Origin of the sequence: Seonamhaeicola aphaedonensis (genome assembly GCF_003386195.1) — a bacterium.
Classification (GTDB): domain Bacteria; phylum Bacteroidota; class Bacteroidia; order Flavobacteriales; family Flavobacteriaceae; genus Seonamhaeicola; species Seonamhaeicola aphaedonensis.
The window spans coordinates 1-15,465 of sequence record NZ_QRDX01000010.1; the positions used below are offsets into that span (position 1 = coordinate 1).

A 15,465-nucleotide genomic window follows, 5' to 3' on the forward strand; every position below is an offset into this window, starting at 1 on the left:
CCTCATCATCCTTCTCCTGACCTTGAAAACCGTAACGGTAGCTATCACTGGAACCGTGACGATTAGGCTGCAGCATTCCGAAAGGATAGTAATCAAAATGTCCGAAACATTAGTATTTATAAGAACGTATCATAAATTTTAAAACAATAAAATATACCTTTTTGGGGTATATATCCTTTTTTTTAACTTATTAAAAAGACTGTTTTATGATATAAATATAACAATTTTTTATGGGATTTTACCTATAAATAATTTGAGCGGTTTATATAGCTTGTATGCTATATTTTTTTGATACTGATAATAATGAATCTCCACTACAAGTTAGGTGCAAATCCCTTATTGATGTTTTAAGTTTTGGGTTAACTTTATCCTTATTGAACAAAAATATCTATTCATTACATTACAGATGAGAACTTCCTTTATTTTGATTGCCATAGTCATATGTCTTGCATTCAATACAGATGTACAAAAACGGATAGTGCGCCAAAACGGATTCGATACGGAATGTTATATTTCATCCAAGAAATTAAATCGTTTTGATGCCAATAAAACCTATTTTTGGTTTAAATCGGGTGGCATACACCAATCCCTTGGAAATGTGGGCGGTAGCGTTTTACACGAATCTTACCAAAAATATTATCGATCCAACCAGCTTGCAGAAAAAGGGACTTTTATTTTTGGGCTAAAGACAGGAGTCTGGAAAATATGGAACGAAAATGGGCAATTACTGTTGGAAGAACACTGGAATGAAGGCTTAAGGAATGGCAAATCCATTACTTATGATAACAAAGGCAAATTGGCTGCTATTGGGAATTACAGAAATAATACAAAGGTTGGCAGATGGATAAACTATAAAACAAAGGATACAACATACCATAAAAAGGATAGCATCTATACCGAAAAACCCAGGAGTATTATCCATGAACTTTTAAGAAAAAAAGATTCCTTAGAAAAAGCTGGTATAAAGCATGAAAAATTACTTAAAAAGCGGAATGATTCCATTAAAAAAGCTAAGATTAAGTCCAAAAAACGCTATTTAAAACGACAGGATTCCATCCAAAAATCCCAAAAGATATTGGACAGACGCCTTGAGAAAATACAGGATTCCATTAACAGGGCTAACAAAAAGCAAAATAGAGCTACCGAAGAAAACAGCGACAAAGGCTTCTTTAAAAAGTTGTTCAAAAAAGAGCAATAGGAAGCCTATTCTTTTCAAAACATATTTAAAGCTACTTAAATATTGATTTTATCTCATCATGTATTTTGGCAAAATTCTTTTCCAGGTCTTGGGGAGTTAAAGCAGTTGGAGCGGGCAACCCTCTTTGTATTTTAGGCCGTTTAAATTGTACCTTTCTGTCCTTACCATCTGCAAACACCACAAATTCGCCCTGTTTCAGCCTAAAAAAGATTTCTGCCCTACGCTTGGGCACTTCCCGCTCCCCCTTGGTTACCCGGGCTTCCCATGATAGCCCCGTTCCCTTGCTCACGCTCCTTGTTGGGTTTTTTATGATCTCAAAAAAGCGTTCGTAATATTTTGCAGTGTCGGGATCGTTTACTTTGCCGAAAAACTGGTAGGACAGGTTGCTCAATATGGCTTTGCTCGCCTTTTCACCATACAGCATATCATTCTGTATCTTGTCCTGCATCACATAAACGGTAGCAATATCATAGCTCCGTAGTGTTGCCGGTATACGATGCATGTTTGGCAGCCTTATTGTCGGTGCTTCTTCCAACAGTACAAATGAGGGCAATTGGTTCCGTTCGCTCATTTGTTTGGTAATGGTGTGTATGATGGTGGCTATGACCGGAGATAATGAGGCATCCTTCTTCGGATTATTGACAATGGCTATCACCGACGGGTTTTTCGAATTGTTGATATTAAGCGGTATATCATCTGCAGAAAGTACCATGAATATCTTTTGCGTACTGATCTTTTTAAAGGCATTGGCCAGGGTACTTTTCACCCCTGCTGTTTGGCGTTCTGATCCTACACCACTGATAAAGGCATCGGCCATGGACTTGGAAGTTAGGTTACCCTTTAGAAATTTTATTAACCCTTTGGTGTTTACCTCTTGGTACAAGGCTATCAAATGGGGGATGGTGCAATAATCGGGGTAATCTGTTTTTAAACGCCATATAAGTCCACTTATAAGTCCTTCCACTGCATCCTTAAAAAACCGTGAGGTACTGTTGTCATCAGATTCCTTGGTCTCCAATAGGTTTTCTAGAAGCACCCTGGATACTTCATAGACACTTTCTTCATCTGGTAGGTATTTTGGTGCTATGGGATTTACCCTACTATAGATGGGATCGAACGACACAATGTGGAACTGGTTCCCCCCGTTTTGGAACATGGGATAGGCCATTTCGGTAATCTCAAAATTTTTGTAGTCATGTATTACCCCACTGAACTTGTGTTTCTTAAAATGTGCCATCAAATTGTAGATGACGCTTTCGGTCTTGCCACTTCCTGCGGAGGCTATTACCGATATGCCTCTTCTAATGTTTTCTAAGATTAATTTATTACCCTTGGTCCTCATGGTTACTTTATGTTCTTTTCTGGTGGCTTGACCATTGGCATTTCCACAATAGGCGTAAATGACCACATTTATAAATTGTAATGGTAAGACCATGAGCATCATGGCTTTTAATATGGATTGAAATCCTACGCTATGGTTCACGATAATCGTAGCTATAATCAAGCTTAACAGTATCATTAAAAACCCCTGTCGGATATATTTATTGGCAATATAGGAGATAAGTCCTCCCAAGCTCCAGGATGCTATCAGTGTATATATTGGTATATCTGTCATAATGCTATGGTTTAAATGCCTATAGAACCTGAACTGATGGCGGTTTCCACACCTCTTTTGAGCTTCATTAGGGCTTTATAGGCCAGTTGTACTTTATTTGTTGGTATGGTCGCTACTTTTACACCTGCTTTGTACAGCGATTTGAGTGCAGCCTGTTTCTCCGTTGTTGGCAACCCTGCCAGCATGGCTAAAAACCGCTTGGGGTCTTTGTCCAAAACGTTCCTCGCTTTATAGCTTTCCATAAAATTCCGTTTATAGTTAAAGGTCCTATCAAAGGTCTTTTCTGCGGCTTCATAAAATTTGTCCCTGTTAAAGCCTTGTTTTATAGTTTTTCCATTCAAAATGGTCTCGGCTTCTTTATGTTGTGATAAAGGGGATAGTTTAAAGGTATTGGTAACGTCCTTATGGCTTACGATGATATGGACATGGTTTTGCATACCTTCTTTGTTCATATCTCTTACAATGCGTTTACCATTTATTTTATGTGGAGCGTCGCGTTCCAAACGCTCTATTTCTTTTTTAATGGTCTTAATTTGTCCTTTTGATTTACCTTGTTCTATATGTCGCATTTCTTTTTTGAGCTCCAGTATTTTTGTGGCATAGGGTTGGTTTTCTCTAATTTCCCTGTCCGTTCCCTTATAGGTGCGCTCTTTTTCTATTTTGGCATAGTATTTTATATCGTTTACCGTGACGGTTTTATTCCTGTAAAACGAAGCGGCATAATCCTTCATTATCTCTCGGACGTACTGGCGCAGTTTTTCGGGATCGTTGTTAATGGCCTTTAGCTCGCTTTGGGAAGGGCTGACCACCATGGAATAGAATTTGGGATCTTTTTTGTTGAGTTTGGTAGTATTGCTGTCTATTTCCGTGATAACTTCTTCGGCGTTGATCCGGTCGTTGTTTTGGTCAAAGAAATATTCTTGTTGCTCCAGGTTTTGTTCCTGATTCTCTTTTTCAAGGTAGTTGACAAAATCACGGACGCTCCCACTGAAGTTTTCTCCCTGGTGCTGTTTGCTGATGGCTATATACATAAGTTTACGAGTTTTTTATGGTGCGTTTATATTTTTCAAGTTCTTCGGGCGTTATTTCCAGTTTCAGATAGCCTTTCCCAAAAGGGCTATTGACCGTTTTTACTTTGCCCAGCACATAGCCAAAGTCCGCCCTTAGCCTTGCCATGTTTTCTTCCAGACGTTCATACCTAATTTTGGGGACTGTGTACTCTTCCATCAGTTTCTCCTCTCCTGCTTCAACGTGCTCAAATTTCTTTTCTATGAATTCCAAATGCTCGCCCAAATAATCATCGTCGTCTTCATGCTCCAATTGCTGCTCGAACAGGGCTTGTAGCATAGCTGCCGTTGGCAGGGTCTGACTTTGTTCTATGCTCTTTATTATGGCTATGGCATTATTTATCCGTTTTTTGATGCGTATTTCTATGGCTCTTAAGTTACCATCGATGGAATCCGTCGGGGACAGTTCATGGATCTCAAAAAAATCCAACATAGCCAATAATCCCATGGACTGGGATTTTGAAATTACCTTGCAATATGCCCTGAACTTTTTGGCTACTGAAGATTTGATTTTCAAGCCTTCAAACTGTTCTTTTTCGTATCCTTTATCCATTTTTTCATAAAAAATCAACGGTTTTACTGGGCTGAGCGGATTTTTTCATAAAAAACCTCTTTTATCCCTTTTTGCAAAAACTCTACAAACCCTTATAAACAGGGGTTTTACGAAGTAAATGAGATTTGTAGCGGTGTGACAACACGCTACCCTCTTGCTTATCATTTTTCGTCCCGCAGGGACAAAAATTTTCAAACAACCTGATTAAAAATCAGATTGCATTTTTTTAAGCTTCCTGCTTCTTTTAAAGGTATTGTTTTGATCGTTAACCATGAAACGTGGTTTGTTGCCAAATGAACCGTTTTGGGTTCATTCTGTATGATTTGCAAGTGAAAAGGACAATAGAACGTCAGATTTGGGCTTATGAAAAGAAAAAACCTTTGACTTTTTTATCAAAGGTCTTTTATGCTTGGTCTTAAATTTTAGATTTTGAAAACATATTTGTAATTGTACAAATTCCGTATGGCTTCTTCTTCCAATAAGGTATGGTAATTTGTATAGTGTTTCTTGGCATAGTTCTTAAGCTGTTCCCCAAATCGCTTTTCTACATCTTTTTTGGACATGCTAAGTAATCGTTCTTGGGTGGCTTCATCGAGGTTGTTATAATTTAATTGTATCATTGTTCTATTGTTTTAAATTATAGATCCCCGTTATCTGCAAAGCTGTAGTACTCTCCATTGGGTGCCAGTATCAAATGGTCCAAAACCTTTATATCGAAAAACTCGGCTGCTTTTTTGATTTTTTCCGTTATCTGTATATCGGCATGGCTCGGTTTTAGTTTATGTGATGGGTGATTGTGTGAAAGAACCAGTCCTACACTTAATGATTTTAAAACTACCGCAAACAGGATTCTTAAATCTACCAACGTACCTGTTATGCTTCCTGTGGACAGTTCATAGATGCCCTTTACCTTATTACTATTGTTTAACAATAGTATTTTAAAGGTTTCCTGCAATTCTATGGTGTCCTTATTCCAGTGCTTAAACAGTAATTCGGCAGTATCCTTTGAGCATGTTATTTTGGGTGAGTTTAATGTACTTACCTTTTCTTTGTAACTGATTTTTATTTCGCTAACTTTGTTCTTCATTGTTTTCTTATTTAGAGTGAATGATGAAAAAGAGGGCAGTAATATTTTAGAGATATGCATACGCCCTCTTTATTTTTTATTCTAATTGTTATTTCCTAACAATAGGATTTCCGATACGATGACCTCGGTCACATAGCGTTTGTTGCCGTCCTTATCGTCATAGGCTCTCGTGCTCAGTTTGCCCTCTACGGCAATTTCCTTGCCCTTGGTAACATACTTTTCTATAATATCGGCTGTTTTTCCCCAGGCGATAATGGTATGCCAATTGGTGTCGGTTTGTTTTTCGCCCTGTCCGTTCTTATAATGTTCATTGGTCGCCAATGACAATCGGGCTACTTTCTTTCCGTTTTCAAGGTTGGTAATGGTAGGCTCTAGTCCTACGTTTCCGATCAGCTGTACTTTGTTCTTTAATGTACTCATGATAAAAGATTTTTAAATGTCCACCCTTTGGCAGACGGGTTAATAATTTCCCTTTCTCGATTTAGGTTGCTCTAAATTTTAAGGGGTGCGTTGTATGATTTCTTTCGTGCGTAGCACAATAAACGAAGTGGGTTTTGTCAAGACTTTTAGGGAAAAATCAGGAGTGTCTGCAACGTCGTTTTTACCGAAGGGCTAAAAACAAGGTAGTAGATACCTTATTTTTTTCTAAAACCTGTCTTGGTCTTGACAAGTTCCATAGGGCATTAGCAGGTTCTTTTAAGCCCGTCCGCAAGGGAGCATACGGGAAGTTAAGCGAACGCAGTGGATGGGGCTTAACCTGCCTGCCGGCAGGCAGGTTAAGAAATGCTTATGCACTGCCTGTTTTTCGATGCCCCGAAAAACAACGAAAGGCTTCTTTTATTATAAAACCCCTTAAAATTGTCTAGACAAAATCCGGATGTCCCAGCATTACCCGGCAAAACCCCAAGATGGTTTTGCCGATAGTGCGGTCAAGGATATTCGGGTTTTGGCTTTCCGATTTCCTTTAAATCTTGTAATCAGTGGAATAGACATTTTTGTTCTGTCTCTGGAGTTTCTAGTTTCTTTGGTTTATCGTTTTTCATGGATGCTTTTAATGCTTTGCGCCGTTTTTCATAGATCCAAAGTCTCAGTCGTTTTAATAAGACTTGTTCATAGTCCGATAGTGTTTTTGGTGCTATGCCTTCCATAGCTTCTATCATAGCTTTTTTCTTATTTTCACTATTGAATTGCGTAGCATATTGCAGTCCGCACCAGGTATAGATATTGCACCATTCTGAGGACATAGGGGCTTCGAAGGTTCTTGGCATCATATAGGCCACTGTTTCCGTAATGGATGCCATTTTCTCTCCTTTCATAAGGCATAGCATTCGGCTTATGGTGATTCTTTCCAATAAATCTTTTGGTATGGCATCTTGCCATGCTGTATTGTATATGATAATTGGACTGGTTAGGGCATCCATGAATTCAAATACAAAATCAGATTTTGCTTTTTTGGTATTGGTTTTAATGTTTTTTTGATTTTGAACAGGATCTATATCAAAACCAAAATCCAGTTGTAATAGTTTAGGGTTTTCCATGATGGTATTTTTTAATTTTATTTAGAAATGTTTTTTAAATGAAAAAGAGGAATCCGTAAACTGGACTCCTCTTCGGTTAAACAGAGATTACGCTTTGAGTGCTTTCACCTGTTTTTGAAGTTCGGCAATACGCGCTTCGAGGCGTTTCTCCCGTTTGCTTCGTGTTTCGGCATAAGCTTTCTCAATTTTTGCGATCTCTGTCCCATGGAAACCCTGCATGGCAGTGTAAAAAGAAATGTTCGTAAAGTTGTTTGTATGGTTGGCTTCTCCAAAGTGGACTTGCTTGGTCAGTACAAATCGAATGAGTTTATTGAACGTTTCCTTTTTGAAGTTCTTCTTGAATCGTTTTACCAGGTTTTCCCGGCTCGTTATTAAAGACTTTCCATAGAAATCCTTAAAGTGCTGCTGCCTTTCGTAGTAGCCTATAGTATTCTCGTAAAGTGTAATGGTGAACGCTACCATTTCATCTATGGTAAGTGCCTTTTTTGAATGTATATAATCTGTTTCACGGATCATTGTGGCCACTTCTTCAAATTGCTTGTTGTTCTCGATCTCTTTTTTGCGAACTTCTTTGGAATTCAGCTTTGTAATCTGTTCTTCCGGTGTGCAATCTTCCATTTTTCTTTTTTCAAGGGGTACTGAACACTCAGGGGATTCATTGTCTTCCTCTTTTTCAATTTTAACGAAGACCTTTTCAGTTTTGTAGGAGTCCGTATCAAAATAAAATCCTTTTATATACCCATTTTCTTCGGCTGTATTAAATGCTTCCAATTCTGTATTGTATACTTTGATAGCTCCATCCAATTGCTTTTTAAGCTCTTCTTTGGTAAACTCTTTCCAGTAGTAATCTTCCTTAATACTTTTAGTGGTTGGCTTGGAAGGTCTTTTCAATAGGTCAATGTCATCTAAAAGATAGACCGTCAGTCCTTCTTTTTCCATTTGGGAAATTATGAGCTGATTACCTTCTTGGCCTGCAAAATGCCTTCTGATATCGGGAATCAAAATCCGGTTTTCTTTCTTGGCCCTTTTTATAAGGTTTAAAAGCACTTTCAGTTTTTTGGTTTCGTAACAGGCTGATTTTGTACAGATCATTTTGCCATCCCCGAACAGGTTGCCCTGGTTAATGGCATTGAACGGACATTGGATGCATGAACCGGCATTGGCAATCAGATCTTTATCCTCAACTTTAAAGGGAGCTTTGGACAGATCGTAGGTCTTATTGTCAACCATTCTTTTTAATTGGTTGCCATTAAATTCTTTTCCCATAATCTCAAGCATCATCTTTTGGTCTTCTGGTTCGAAAAGTGCCACTGCTACGCCCAATGAAATGGTCATTTCACCGTTTCTGACAAAGTGTTTGAATCCTTCTATCAGCCCTGATAATTTGATTCTTTGTCGCACAAAATTTTCGCCTCTCCCTAATCGTTGGGCAATCTCGGATGGCGTGTACTTTTCACTTAAAAATGCGATGGCTTCTGCTTCCTCGGTTGGCTCAACGTCCTGGCGCTGTAGGTTTTCAATGATTTGCAGTTCCAATACGTCATTGTTTTCATATTTCCGAACTATTGCTGGAATGGTTCGTTTTCCTGCAATTTTGCTTGATCGGTATCTTCTTTCTCCCATAACGATTGTGTAGCCTTTATCGGATTTCCTGACGGTGATGGGCTGTAGTACTCCAAACTCCTTTATACTATCAGCCAAACCCAGTAGTTTCAATTCATCATAAGATTTCCTTGGTTGATTTGGATCGGGCTGGATTAGACCTAAATCCAAATTTTCAATCTTTAATTCAGTGCTTACCATTGTATTGGTAGCTTTTGGCTCTTCCTCGGGAACTGTTTGACTTCTTCTTGCAGGCCTGTTCGTTACTGCATTACTTTTTGTTGTTTCCATGATTAAATTTTTTGTGTTAAACAATATTTAAGCATGACATCAAACGGAAGTCAAAATTTTGGAGGGGAAAGGAAACGGAATAAATGAGCATGGGAGGTAGTGATGGCTTTATGCCGTCCCTTTTCCGAGAAATATTTTGCGAGTTTAACTTTCGGGAATATTGGATGGAATATATTACATCTATCTAAGAAATTAAAGATAAATATATTTTAGTGGTTTCTATAAACACTTGAAAGTTCGCACTAATCACATCGACAAAAAAGCATGAATAAAAAAGAATACTGCACAAATAAAGAAACTGAGAAAGCCCTAAAAATTTCTTCTTGTGATTTAATGCATTTAAGAGTTAAAGGAGCTTTATCATTCACCAAAAAAGGAAACGCATTTTTATATAAAAAAGATGATATCGAAAAGTTAAAACAATCATAGTTGATGTAGGTTTTTTTTGATAGATTTGTTAGTCCTAACTTTTTTGTGAGATGAACAAATTGAAACCTAACGAAGTCTTCTTTAAATTATTTAACTCAAAAGACGAAACAGAACTTCAATCATTTATTGATAAAAATCCAGAACTGTTTAAGCGTGATAATTGGAAACCATTAGGAGGTAATTTTAGTAATTATGGCGTTGTAAAAAACCAACAGTCAAACCCTATTGCGGCACTAATTGAGAAGACTACCAACTCAATAGATGCGATTCTTACTAAAAAGTGTTTAGAAATGGGCACTAACCCAACAGATTCAGATGCTCCTCAATCAATGGATGAAGCCATTAATTTATTCTACCCAAATAATAATTGGGATTTACAGAAAAACAGACGTTCTCAAGCAGAAGAAATTCAGATCATCGCAGATGGTAATGGCCCTAGAAGCCAAAGGAAACAATACCCAACCTCAGTTATAATTTACGACAATGGTGAAGGGCAACACCCTGAAAAGTTTGAAGAAACTTTCCTTTCTCTTTTAAGGGGAAATAAAAACAATGTCCATTTTGTTCAAGGTAAATATAATATGGGAGGGAGTGGGGCTATTGTCTTTTGTGGAAAAAAGAGATACCAACTTATAGCCTCCAAAAGGTTTGATAATACAGGTGATTTTGGTTTTACGTTAATAAGAGAACATCCAAAAACAGAAAATGATCAAGCTAAAGAGACTTGGTATGAATACTTACTTATAAGCAATAAAATACCTTCGTTTAAAATCGATAGTCTTGATTTAGGGTTGGAAAATAGAGTATTCAAAACGGGGACTATAATAAAAATGTATTCGTACCAGTTTCCTAAAGGGTATTCTGGATTTGCTCAGGACTTAAATCAAAGTATTAATGAATTTCTTTTTAACCCTGCTCTTCCGATGTTAACTAAAGATACCATTGAAAGATATCCAAATAACAAGGTTTTATCGAATGATCTTTTTGGACTCAAGAGAAGGCTTCAAAAAGAAGAAGGAGATTATATATCAGATCAGTTTTCTGAAACTTATGAAGATGAATTATTTGGAAAGATGAAAGTGTCATGCTTTGTTTTTAACGTTAAAGTCAAAGATTTTGACTTAAAGAAAACTAAAGATGAAATAGGCAGAAGGTATTTTAAAAATGGTATGAATGTGATGTTCTCAATGAATGGTCAAGTTCATGGCTATTATACCTCTGAATTTATTACTAGATCTTTGAAATTAAATTTATTAAAGAATCATCTTTTAATTCACGTAGACTGTACAGAAATGAAGTATGAGTTTAGGAAAGAACTTTTTATGGCTTCAAGAGATAGGTTAAAGGATGGAGAAGAAACGCAGCAACTAAGACACTATTTAGCCTCGAAATTAAGCTCAAAAGATGGTAGATTAAATGAAATTCAGAAATTCAGAAAACAGGCTGTTAATGTTGATACATCAACAAACACCAATCAACTACTTAAAAACTTTACCAAAAACCTGCCTCTGAATTCAGATTTAATGAAGTTACTCGGAGACACCTTTAAATTGGATTTAAAAAAAGAAACAAAGAACAATAAAAAGAAAAAGAAATCTGATTCCAAAAGGATTGAAACTCCATTTTTACCTCAAAGATTCCCATCTCAATTTAAAATAAATTCTAAAGCTAAAGGAGATACTGAAGTTGCAAAAATCCCCCTTAATGGAGAGAAAACTATTCGTTTCAGCACTGACTGTGTAAACGATTATTTTGACCGAACTGATGAACCAGGAGAACTCAAAATAGCTGTTTTAAAAATAAAAGAAAACGAAACCAAAGGAGGTAATCAAGTTGGAGAACCAAAAGAAGTTAGCGAACTATTCAATGTCAACAAAAGCAGTCCGAATAAAGGAACTATAAGAGTTAACCTTAACCCTAAAGAAGAACTAAAGGTTAATGATGCTATTCAATTAAAAGTTTCTTTAACATCACCAAATGAAGATTTTGATGAAATTTTTTGGGTCAAAATATCTGATCCTGAAAAGAAAAAGGAAAAAACACCCAAAGATGAAGGTGATAATGAACCTTTAGGGTTACCAAAAATGGTTTTTGCCTATGAAAACAAAGAAGAAAAAGGTGAAAATGCAGTATCTTGGGAAGATGTTGAAGAAGCCACAGGTTTAGATATAGATTACAAAACTGTTATGGTTCCAGAGGCTGAGGGGGACAATCTAAATAGTATTTTCATTAATATGGATAGTACTGTTTTAAAGAATTTTAAATCAAAACACAATAATCCAAACGAAGAGCAAATAGAACTATCTAACAGAAAGTATTACACTGCTGTATATTTCCACACACTATTCCTATATACCATTACAAAAAACAGAGGTTATCAAATCAATCAAAAGAACGAAAACACCAATCAATATGAGGAAGTAGATTTAGGGCAATATCTCAAAGATCTATTTGACCATTATTATTCTACTTTTATTTTGAATTTTGGTGGTATGGAAGAAATGATGCAAGGGTTGGCGGATTAAAAAAGCATATGACAAAATTACCTTTTTAGAGACTAATCAACTATATTTTAAATCAATCTTTTTCTTCAGGAAGAAGCATTTTTACATAATGATGGGCTTCTCTAAACTCGGTTTCCGAAATTCCACCTCTTAAAACATAGGATGCATATTTTCTAACAACATCATTTGTGAGCTCATCACTTAGTGTTAATTCAAGTTCGTATAATTCTTTAAAGCTGTCTTCACTCATGGTAAAATTGGTCTTAAAATCAACTAATCCACCTGAAAACTGAGGTGTAGGTGGTAAAAACCTGTATCTCTCACCAACTATTTGATGGTCAGTAATATTTTTTCTAAGTTTTTCTTCTCCTTTCCTACCTGTTAGATCCTTAAGGTTCTGTTCACTGATATCCTGAACTTTACATAACAACAATTCATCATAATTTTTATGCCCAATATTGCATCTAGGGGTAAGTATTACGCAGCGATTATTTCCTTCTTTTGCTTTAAAAATATCACCTGTCCAAAAATCAAAATCACTAGTTCTTCTGTAATAGTGTTCAATTGAATTCAATTGAACCTCTTTAATATTTCCATCTTCTAACTTAGAAGCACTCACTAAATTCTCAAAAACGGTTCTTAAGGCTATCCTTTCAAATACTTCGTGTGTTCTCCCTATTAAATTTTCAGGTTCGCACGATCTTTCAATAGAGTCTATTATCCCTTCTATCTCTTTATCTTTAAATTGACTGACGAATGCACTATGAATTTCTTTCATTATCCGACTTTCTAATTCACCACCAAGGCAGAAAATATTTAGAAAACCAGAGTCCTGCATTTTTTTTAAACTAGTCAAAATTCCTTCAATTGATTTTGCAGATTTAGGCGTTCTAAATACTGTACCCTTGTCTTTTAGGTCATTATAATGTTCCAGATTCCCGCTATGAATAAAAATCGGTATTCTGTTATGGTCAAACTCTGCTTGTATATATTCAGAAGCCCTATAAACTCTAGAGTCTTCTTCTATTGATGTATTAGACAAATCAATAATGAGGCCTCGAAGATTGTTTTCTTCCTTTGCCTTTTTTAAAGAAACCTCATATTCATTTGGTGTTTCACATTGCACCAAATGCAAATCAATTTCGTGATCTTCAAAGGCTATTGCAAAAGCATCTCTGATTGCTTTTTCATTCTCTAGTAAAATAATTACACCTTGATTTTTTTTGCTTGTAGTCATATTTAATTTGAAGATGATTGTTCTTTTTTAATATGGAATGCAGGTCCATAGCTTCTATTTTCTGCCCAAATCTTCCATTTATCGGATGATAACATATTCCTTGTGAATGCAAGACCAAGACCGGTCGCATTCTTTTCTTTCTTTGAGGTAATTCCGTATTCAAAAATTACTTCCAAATCATCTTCCGGAATTTTAGGTCCCGTATTGCTAACTATGATTTCTTCATCATTTATTTCGAATACGATATATCTTTTCTCAACATTTTGAAGCCAATAGACTGCGTTATTGAGTATATTGAGAAATGAAATCCAAAATAAATACTCTAAGCCCTTGATTTCATAATCGAGGTTTTTGTTTTTAATTTCAAGTATAATATTTGAGTCTTCAAAAATCCGTTCAAATAAATGACAAACCTTTTTAAAGGTTTCAACTGGCTTAAAATTTTTCTTGGTTGATCTCCCAATCGCAGGTTGTAAAGAATTTTTGAGTTCCTCAAGTAACGTAATAGCTCCCTGCATATTATCAATTCTTTTAGAGAAAAGCTGCTTTATCTTTTCATCTGGTAGCTTCACGGTGTTTTTGTGAAGTGATGATTTAACCGTTCCCAAAACAGACAGGGGTTGGGATAGTTCGTGGTACACAAGTTCTAAGCCTGTACCTAATGAGGCAAGACGTTGGGAAAATGATAAAGAATCCTCCATATTGTCCAAGGCATCATTAGTTTCAAGAACAAACTCTTTTGCCTTGGAAATAAGTTTTTCGTCTTGAGAATTACCTAACACATATTGGATGAATTTTTCGGTATCAGGACGGTCTAATTTGTTTTTAGTCTTTCTTCCTAAATTATGTTTTAATCTATACTTTGCTCTTTCTCTTCCCGTTGTTTCTAAAACTCCAGCAATAATCTTTTTAAAGTTCATAAACTCTCTACTTTCGTAGAAACCTTCTCGGTTCGTTTTTTCCTTTAATCCATCATTCTGAGGTGAATAAAGAAAGATATTACCAATTATTTGATTTGGGCCAATCGTTACTATATGCTTTTGAACTCTTTTAGCTCCTAAGCCCATCCAGTCGTGTTCTTCCTCCCCATAAGGCTTAACACCAAAGCCATTTTTGGATATTCTCAGACCCAAATACTTGGTAAAAGTCGCTGATGCTTCTCTTCTTCCACTGGCATTTAATAGCTTAACCATTTTATCTTTGGCATCGAAATCTAAATCATATACCCTGATATCAAAGTAAAATTCGCCAACCCCAACTTTCTTTTGGTCTTTATTTTCATCCTCAATTTCGTCCAGCTTTCGAACATCTTTTTCTTCTTGGGATAAATTGAATGTTGAGGGTATTTCTAATGTTTTTTCGTAGCTATCTTCTGCAAATCTATTGCACAGGTATTGAGCTTTAACACTTCCATCCTTAAATGCCTTTCCGAAAACTCTATAATCGAAGTGGTCTAAAATTTTGGAAGGTTCAATTTCTATAAAACTTGTCTCTCCCTTTTTCTGGTCTTTTATAAAATTGATACCATAAAATAGTTCAAAAGTTCCTTCGCCATTATCAATTTTTAGCTTTTCATCAATGATATCAATTTCTAAAAGCTCTTCTTGGATTTTGTTGTTTAGTTTTAGAGGTGTAATTAAATCCCTCAAAGACTTAAACATTGATGTTTGCTCCAAATCCAATACTTTAAATTCCTCCTCAATTAGGTTTCTCAAGGAACTGTCCACATCCTGAATTACTACTAATGTGCCCTCGTTAAATGAATTGAAGGGTTGATTTTTGAGTAAGTTGATAAGGTTTCCATTGATCTTTAGTTTTGATTCTTCTAAAATTTCTGTATCTCGAAATAATTCTTGATAATTTTCTATTTGCCCACCAGGAAAATCGACCAACTTTAGTAAAGATTCATTTCTAAAATTCTCCCTATCTATTCTTATCCAATTATATGCATTTTCATTATTCTGTTTTGAAATAACCGTTAGATGTCTTCCAAGAGCCATTGCAGCAAGCCGGCCTATCCCTTTAGAACCTAAAAACCTTCTATTATATATTGTGCTTCTACGTAAGCTTTGGTCTTCATTTCTTTTACTACTCTTAGAGGGCTTTAACCAATCCCCAAAGAGAGTCCCCGAATCCATTCCCAATCCATTGTCCATCAAGAGAATAAAGTTCTTTTGAGGGTTCTTGTCATATTGTGTATAGACCCAACATTTACCAGCATCAGCATCATAACTGTTTTTAACTAATTCATTTACTGCCGTTGAAGGATGCCCTATAAGTTCTTCACCCATTTGGATGATGGACATTGCACCTGGTTCAAATTTATATTTGTTGAATTTATCCA

13 protein-coding genes are annotated in these 15,465 nt (G+C 36.1%); 3 read left to right on the plus strand and 10 right to left on the minus strand.

The features are described 5' to 3' along the window. The first annotated feature begins 406 nt into the window (after positions 1-406). Complete coding sequence (locus DFQ02_RS14080; protein ID WP_116525096.1) at positions 407-1,198, plus strand: toxin-antitoxin system YwqK family antitoxin; 792 nt, start codon at positions 407-409, stop codon at positions 1,196-1,198. Between the two features lie 31 nt (positions 1,199-1,229). Here DFQ02_RS14080 and DFQ02_RS14085 read toward each other — a convergent pair whose 3' ends face one another. The 8 genes from DFQ02_RS14085 to DFQ02_RS14120 form a co-directional block, all read right to left on the minus strand. After that, positions 1,230-2,813 (minus strand): type IV secretory system conjugative DNA transfer family protein, encoded by a 1,584-nt coding sequence (locus tag DFQ02_RS14085; RefSeq protein ID WP_116525097.1) that lies wholly within the window; start codon positions 2,811-2,813, stop codon positions 1,230-1,232. Between the two features lie 11 nt (positions 2,814-2,824). Next, positions 2,825-3,844 carry a MobB family relaxase gene (mobB, locus tag DFQ02_RS14090; protein ID WP_116525098.1) on the minus strand — a complete coding sequence of 340 codons (1,020 nt, stop codon included), beginning with the start codon at positions 3,842-3,844 and terminating at the stop codon, positions 2,825-2,827. Between the two features lie 4 nt (positions 3,845-3,848). Then, on the minus strand, positions 3,849-4,433 hold the full coding sequence (locus DFQ02_RS14095; RefSeq protein WP_116525099.1) for a BfmA/BtgA family mobilization protein: 585 nt from the start codon (positions 4,431-4,433) through the stop codon (positions 3,849-3,851). Between the two features lie 422 nt (positions 4,434-4,855). Continuing rightward, a complete protein-coding gene (locus tag DFQ02_RS14100) occupies positions 4,856-5,053 on the minus strand; it encodes a hypothetical protein (protein ID WP_116525100.1) in 198 nt (65 codons plus the stop codon). Between the two features lie 17 nt (positions 5,054-5,070). Then, the gene (locus DFQ02_RS14105; RefSeq protein WP_116525101.1) at positions 5,071-5,520 is read right to left on the minus strand and encodes a JAB domain-containing protein; all 450 of its coding nucleotides are present in this window, start codon (positions 5,518-5,520) and stop codon (positions 5,071-5,073) included. Positions 5,521-5,601: 81 nt separating this feature from the next. Further along, positions 5,602-5,940, minus strand: a complete 339-nt coding sequence (locus DFQ02_RS14110; RefSeq protein WP_116525102.1) for a single-stranded DNA-binding protein — start codon at positions 5,938-5,940, stop codon at positions 5,602-5,604. Between the two features lie 557 nt (positions 5,941-6,497). Beyond that, entirely contained in the window at positions 6,498-7,058 is a 561-nt protein-coding gene (locus DFQ02_RS14115) for a hypothetical protein (RefSeq protein WP_116525103.1), read from the minus strand. 87 nt (positions 7,059-7,145) lie between these two features. Continuing rightward, positions 7,146-8,951 (minus strand): ParB/RepB/Spo0J family partition protein, encoded by a 1,806-nt coding sequence (locus DFQ02_RS14120; RefSeq protein ID WP_245940277.1) that lies wholly within the window; start codon positions 8,949-8,951, stop codon positions 7,146-7,148. Between the two features lie 264 nt (positions 8,952-9,215). Here DFQ02_RS14120 and DFQ02_RS15065 point away from each other — a divergent pair, with 264 nt between their 5' ends. Further along, complete coding sequence (locus DFQ02_RS15065; RefSeq protein WP_147297788.1) at positions 9,216-9,380, plus strand: helix-turn-helix domain-containing protein; 165 nt, start codon at positions 9,216-9,218, stop codon at positions 9,378-9,380. Positions 9,381-9,430: 50 nt separating this feature from the next. Then, complete coding sequence (locus DFQ02_RS14125) at positions 9,431-11,905, plus strand: hypothetical protein (RefSeq protein WP_220340300.1); 2,475 nt, start codon at positions 9,431-9,433, stop codon at positions 11,903-11,905. A gap of 52 nt (positions 11,906-11,957) precedes the next feature. Here DFQ02_RS14125 and DFQ02_RS14130 read toward each other — a convergent pair whose 3' ends face one another. Then, the gene (locus DFQ02_RS14130; RefSeq protein ID WP_116525104.1) at positions 11,958-13,121 is read right to left on the minus strand and encodes a hypothetical protein; all 1,164 of its coding nucleotides are present in this window, start codon (positions 13,119-13,121) and stop codon (positions 11,958-11,960) included. Positions 13,122-13,123: 2 nt separating this feature from the next. Beyond that, positions 13,124-15,427: a sensor histidine kinase gene (locus DFQ02_RS14135; RefSeq protein ID WP_181896429.1), complete on the minus strand. Its 2,304-nt coding sequence runs from the start codon at positions 15,425-15,427 to the stop codon at positions 13,124-13,126. Between the last annotated feature and the right edge of the window lie 38 nt (positions 15,428-15,465).

Coding starts and splice junctions, on each gene's coding strand:
- DFQ02_RS14120 (WP_245940277.1), bottom strand. CDS start 8,951: ATGGAAACAACAAAAAGTAATGCAGTAACGAACAGGCCTGCAAGAAGA.
- DFQ02_RS14125 (WP_220340300.1), top strand. CDS start 9,431: ATGAACAAATTGAAACCTAACGAAGTCTTCTTTAAATTATTTAACTCA.
- DFQ02_RS14100 (WP_116525100.1), bottom strand. CDS start 5,053: ATGATACAATTAAATTATAACAACCTCGATGAAGCCACCCAAGAACGA.
- DFQ02_RS14110 (WP_116525102.1), bottom strand. CDS start 5,940: ATGAGTACATTAAAGAACAAAGTACAGCTGATCGGAAACGTAGGACTA.
- DFQ02_RS14080 (WP_116525096.1), top strand. CDS start 407: ATGAGAACTTCCTTTATTTTGATTGCCATAGTCATATGTCTTGCATTC.
- DFQ02_RS14115 (WP_116525103.1), bottom strand. CDS start 7,058: ATGGAAAACCCTAAACTATTACAACTGGATTTTGGTTTTGATATAGAT.
- DFQ02_RS14085 (WP_116525097.1), bottom strand. CDS start 2,813: ATGACAGATATACCAATATATACACTGATAGCATCCTGGAGCTTGGGA.
- mobB (WP_116525098.1), bottom strand. CDS start 3,844: ATGTATATAGCCATCAGCAAACAGCACCAGGGAGAAAACTTCAGTGGG.
- DFQ02_RS14105 (WP_116525101.1), bottom strand. CDS start 5,520: ATGAAGAACAAAGTTAGCGAAATAAAAATCAGTTACAAAGAAAAGGTA.
- DFQ02_RS14095 (WP_116525099.1), bottom strand. CDS start 4,433: ATGGATAAAGGATACGAAAAAGAACAGTTTGAAGGCTTGAAAATCAAA.
- DFQ02_RS14130 (WP_116525104.1), bottom strand. CDS start 13,121: ATGACTACAAGCAAAAAAAATCAAGGTGTAATTATTTTACTAGAGAAT.
- DFQ02_RS15065 (WP_147297788.1), top strand. CDS start 9,216: ATGAATAAAAAAGAATACTGCACAAATAAAGAAACTGAGAAAGCCCTA.
- DFQ02_RS14135 (WP_181896429.1), bottom strand. CDS start 15,427: ATGTCCATCATCCAAATGGGTGAAGAACTTATAGGGCATCCTTCAACG.